The sequence below is a fragment of the Streptomyces sp. NPDC005070 genome (genome assembly GCF_053600395.1).
Genome location: NZ_JBSFZS010000301.1, coordinates 1 through 3,786, shown reverse-complemented (window position 1 = coordinate 3,786; position 3,786 = coordinate 1). Strand labels below are relative to the sequence as shown.

At 72.6% G+C, this 3,786-nt stretch carries 3 protein-coding genes; 2 read left to right on the top strand and 1 reads right to left on the bottom strand.

Features of this window, described 5'->3' with window-relative positions:
- Window positions 1-249 precede the first annotated feature (249 nt).
- Entirely contained in the window at window positions 250-441 is a 192-nt protein-coding gene (locus tag ACWEBX_RS38050) for a hypothetical protein (protein ID WP_451889300.1), read from the top strand.
- On the opposite strand, the gene ACWEBX_RS38045 is transcribed toward ACWEBX_RS38050, so the two are convergent.
- Window positions 431-1,630 carry a transglycosylase family protein gene (locus ACWEBX_RS38045; RefSeq protein WP_451889299.1) on the bottom strand — a complete coding sequence of 400 codons (1,200 nt, stop codon included), beginning with the start codon at window positions 1,628-1,630 and terminating at the stop codon, window positions 431-433. The two genes, ACWEBX_RS38050 and ACWEBX_RS38045, sit on opposite strands and share 11 nt — an antisense overlap.
- Window positions 1,631-2,129: 499 nt before the next feature.
- Here ACWEBX_RS38045 and gndA point away from each other — a divergent pair, with 499 nt between their 5' ends.
- Window positions 2,130-3,569: an NADP-dependent phosphogluconate dehydrogenase gene (gene gndA / locus ACWEBX_RS38040; RefSeq protein ID WP_451889298.1), complete on the top strand. Its 1,440-nt coding sequence runs from the start codon at window positions 2,130-2,132 to the stop codon at window positions 3,567-3,569.
- Window positions 3,570-3,786 lie beyond the last annotated feature (217 nt).

Sequence of the window (3,786 nt, the reverse complement as noted above, 5' to 3'; positions counted from 1 at the left end):
GGAACGGGAGCGGGGGCGGTGCGACGGTGTCCCTTGACGGTGACACCGGCCGTGCGGGACTGCGTGACAAACGAGTGCTGGTGACCGGCGGCGGAGTTCCTGGCCGGACTGCCCGGGCCCACCGGGGACGCGGACGAACGCGTAGCCGCGTCGCCGACGGGTGCCCGGCACCCGGCACCCGCTCCGCGGGCGGACGACGACGGTGTGTTCCCCGCTGTTCCGCAGGCCGTGACGGTTCCGCCGGCCGCAGTGGTTCCGCAGCAGGTGATAGCGGGGGCGTTCGTCCCGGCTCCGGTGAAGGCGGCGGTACCGGCGAGGGAGGTCGTCGCCCCCCGCCCGCCGGCGGGCGAGGACGAGCTGCCCTACCTGACCGTCATGCTCGGTGTGCCGTACGTGCCGATCCCGTTCGTCAGCCACCACCGCACCCGAGTCAAATCCTGACGCCGCCGGCCCGGAGGTACGCCAACGGGTCGATGTCCGAACCGAAGCCGGGCCCGGTCCGCACCTCGAAGTGCAGATGCGGGCCCGTGCTGTTGCCCGTGGACCCCGAGCGGCCCAGGCGCTGGCCGGCCACCACGCTCTGCCCCGTCTTCACGGAGATCGCGGAGAGGTGGCCGTACTGCGTGTAGCGGCCGTCGGCGTGCCGGATCACCACCTGGTAGCCGAACGATCCGCCCCAGCCCGCGCTGACCACATGCCCGGCGGCCACCGCCGCGACGGAGGTGCCGGTCGGCACGGGGAAGTCGACGCCCGTGTGGTAGCCCTTCGACCAGTGGGAGCCGGTGGCGTGGTAGGGAGTGCCGGTCGCCGCGTGGACCGGGGCCACGAGCGTGTGCGTCGCGGACCTGGCGGGGGTCGTCGTGTGCGAGGACGTCCCACCGGTGGTCTTCTTGGCCGGGGTCGTCGGCGGCGCCTTCTTCGCGGGCGTCCGCTCGGTCGTCCTCGACGGGCTCTTGACGGGCGTGTGCGCGGGTGACTGGGCCCTGCCTCTCAGGGCGAGCCGCTGGCCCGGCAGGATCAGGTCCGGGTCGGAGCCGACGGCCGAGCGGTTCGCGGCGTACAGCCCCTGCCAGCCGCCCTGGACGTGCCGGGAGTCGGCGATGCCCGAGAGCGTGTCGCCGCGAACGACGGTGTACATCTCGGCGGTCCCGGCCCGCGACTGCGGCGTGGTCTGCGGCTTCACGTCCCGCACCGAACGCTGCTTCGCCGTCTGCGGCGCGGTCCCCGACGGGCTGACGGCGGGGGCCGCGCCCCCTCTCGTCAGCCCCGCGCGGACCGAGCAGACCGGCCACGCTCCGGGCCCCTGCCCCTTCAGCACCTTCTCGGCCACGGCTATCTGCTGGTCCTTCGTGGCCTGGTCCGCGCGCCGGGCGAATGCCTTGCCTCCGTACGCCTCCCAGGTCGACTGGGTGAACTGCAGTCCGCCGAAATAGCCGTTGCCGGTGTTGATGCTCCAGTTGCCGCTGGACTCGCAGGCGGCCACCTTGTTCCAGGTCCCGACGTCGGCCGCGTGGGCCACTCCGGCCCCGACCAGCGGGAGCGCGATCCCGGCGCCGCCCGCCGTGACGGTGAGCGAGGCGCGGTTGATCCTGTTCGGCTGATACCGGCGGTGCCGGCCGCGTACGGCCATGAGGGAGCCCCCCTAGACATGCGTCAGGAGCGGCAAAAGTAAGCGTTGGGAACAGGCCGGGACAAGGCGGCAACCGGTCGCTCCGAAAAGGCTGTTGACCGAATCCCGGACCCGCGCCGGTCCGGACGCCTGCACCACGGTGGGTGCCCGGGCCGGCCCGGGACCGGGGTGCGCCGCCCGCCGCCCCACGGCCCGCCGACGTCGGGTTCCCGTGTACCTCGACGGGCGCCGGGCCCGTTCCCCGGACGTGGCCGCGCGGGAACGAGCACCGCGTACGAGCCGCCGCATCCGCCTGCCGCGGCGGCCCCCCGCCGCACGGACTGTCCGAAATCCGCCCTCGCGGCGCCGGGACGTTCCCCTGCGTGGACACCTCCGACACGTCAGGATGGCCTGGGGCAATACTGGCGAGCCGCACGGGCGGGCACGACCGGCGGCATGGGCGCCGAAGTGTTTCCCTTATCGGCCGACGGACTTACCGCACTTCTTAGGAGCCAACCGGATGAGCACTTCAGCCCAGATCGGCGTCACGGGTCTCGCGGTCATGGGGCGCAACCTCGCCCGCAACTTCGCACGCAACGGGTACGCGGTCGCCGTGCACAACCGCACGTCGGCGAAGACGGACGCGCTGGTGGAGGAGTTCGGCCACGAGGGCACGTTCGTGGCGGCCGGGACAGCGAAGGAGTTCGTGGCGGCGCTGGAGCGGCCCAGGCGCCTGGTGATCATGGTGAAGGCGGGTGAGCCGACGGACGCGGTGATCCAGGAGTTCGCCCCGCTCCTGGAGCCCGGCGACATGATCATCGACGGTGGCAACGCGCATTTCGCGGACACCAGGCGCCGTGAGCGCGCGCTGCGCGAGCAGGGCATCCACTTCGTCGGCACGGGCGTGTCCGGCGGCGAGGAGGGCGCGCTGAACGGGCCGAGCATCATGCCGGGCGGCTCGGTCGAGTCGTACGCCTCGCTCGGTCCGATGCTGGAGAAGATCTCCGCGAAGGCCGCCGACGGGTCGCCGTGCGTCACGCACGTGGGTCCCGACGGCGCCGGGCACTTCGTGAAGATGGTCCACAACGGCATCGAGTACGCCGACATGCAGCTCATCGGCGAGGCCTACCAGCTCCTGCGTGACGTGGCCGGGTACTCCCCCGCCCAGATCGCGGACATCTTCCGCACCTGGAACACCGGCCGGCTCGACTCGTACCTGATCGAGATCACCGCCGAGGTGCTGTCGCACGTGGACGCGGCGACGGGCAAGCCGTTCGTGGACGTCGTCCAGGACCGGGCCGAGCAGAAGGGAACCGGCCGCTGGACCGTGCAGATCGCGCTGGACCTGGGCGTACCGGTGTCCGGGATCGCCGAGGCGGTCTTCGCCCGCTCGCTGTCCGGGCACGCCGGACTGCGCGAGGCCTCGCGCGACCTCGCCGGTCCGACGGCACAGAGGCTCGACGAGTCCGAGGCCGCGGCGTTCGCGGACCGGGTGGAGCAGGCGCTGTACGCGTCGAAGATCGTCTCGTACACGCAGGGATTCCACGAGATCACCGCGGGCAGCGACGAGTACGACTGGAACATCGACCTGGGTTCGGTCGCCTCGATCTGGCGCGGCGGCTGCATCATCCGGGCGGCCTTCCTCGACCGTATCCGCGCCGCGTACGACGCCCGGCCCGACCTGCCGAGCCTGCTGTCGGACAAGACGTTCGCCCAGGAGATCGGGGCGGCCCAGGACGACTGGCGCGAGGTCCTCGTCGCGGCGACCCGCCAGGGCGTGCCCACCCCCGGCTTCTCGGCGGCCCTCGCCTACTACGACGCCCTGCGCGCCAAGCGGCTGCCTGCCGCGCTCACCCAGGGGCAGCGGGACTTCTTCGGAGCGCACACGTATCGCCGGACGGACCGCGAGGGGTCGTTCCACACGCTGTGGGGCGGCGACCGGTCGGAGGTCGAGGCGTAGCGGTCGCCCCGCGGGCTGTCACCGGGCGCCCCTGACACGCCCGCTCGGCCGAAGCCGTCACGTTCCCGGAACGGGACGCGTAACGGCTTCGGCGTGTTCGGGGTGCGGGTGGTGACGGGATGCCTAGTGCCGCGACAGGCAACGTTCGCCCCGTCGCGACTCCCGGCACGCTCCCCCAAGCTCTTCGAGCAGGGGGGACCCCCACTCGCCGCACCGG

What these genes read in the sequence shown, in the direction of transcription:
- gndA (WP_451889298.1), top strand. Translation starts at nt 2,130, where the DNA reads ATGAGCACTTCAGCCCAGATCGGCGTCACGGGTCTCGCGGTCATGGGG.
- ACWEBX_RS38045 (WP_451889299.1), bottom strand. Translation starts at nt 1,630, where the DNA reads ATGGCCGTACGCGGCCGGCACCGCCGGTATCAGCCGAACAGGATCAAC.